The 517-nt window shown below is 71.2% G+C and carries 1 protein-coding gene; it reads left to right on the top strand.

Going from position 1 to position 517, the window contains the following annotated elements; all coding sequences use genetic code 11:
• The coding region (locus tag IE237_RS40435) for an ATP-binding cassette domain-containing protein (RefSeq protein WP_502267031.1) at window positions 1-456 on the top strand (456 nt) is incomplete at its 5' end.
• Window positions 457-517 lie beyond the last annotated feature (61 nt).

Raw genomic sequence — 517 nt, 5'->3', positions numbered from 1 at the left:
GACCCCCGCTCCCGGCACAACATGTGGCAGATCATCCGCGAACTCGTCACCGGCGGGGTCACGGTCTTCCTCACCACCCAGTACCTGGAGGAGGCCGACCAGCTCGCCGACCGCATCGCCGTCCTCAACAACGGCAAGATCGCCGCGGAGGGAACGGCCGAACAGCTCAAGCGCCTGATCCCCGGCGGCCACATCCGCCTGCGGTTCTCCGCCCCGGACGCCTACCGCAACGCCGCAGCCGCCCTGGCGGACGCAGCCCGCGACGACGAGGCACTCGCCCTCCAGCTGCCCAGCGACGGCAGCCAGCGCGAACTGCGCGCCATCCTCGACCGGCTGGACACGGCCGGCATCGAAGCCGACGAACTCACGGTCCACACCCCGGACCTGGACGACGTCTTCTTCGCCCTCACCGCCACCGCCACCGTCCCCGCCCCGTCCAAGGAGTCCGTCCGATGAGTACCCTCGCCCTCGCCGCCCGCGACACGTCCACGATGCTGCGCCGCAACCTCCTGCACGC

Origin of the sequence: Streptomyces tanashiensis (genome assembly GCF_014648895.1) — a bacterium.
Taxonomy (GTDB): domain Bacteria; phylum Actinomycetota; class Actinomycetes; order Streptomycetales; family Streptomycetaceae; genus Streptomyces; species Streptomyces tanashiensis.
The sequence above is the reverse complement of the archived record's forward strand: the minus strand, read 5'-3'. Positions and strand labels throughout refer to the sequence as shown.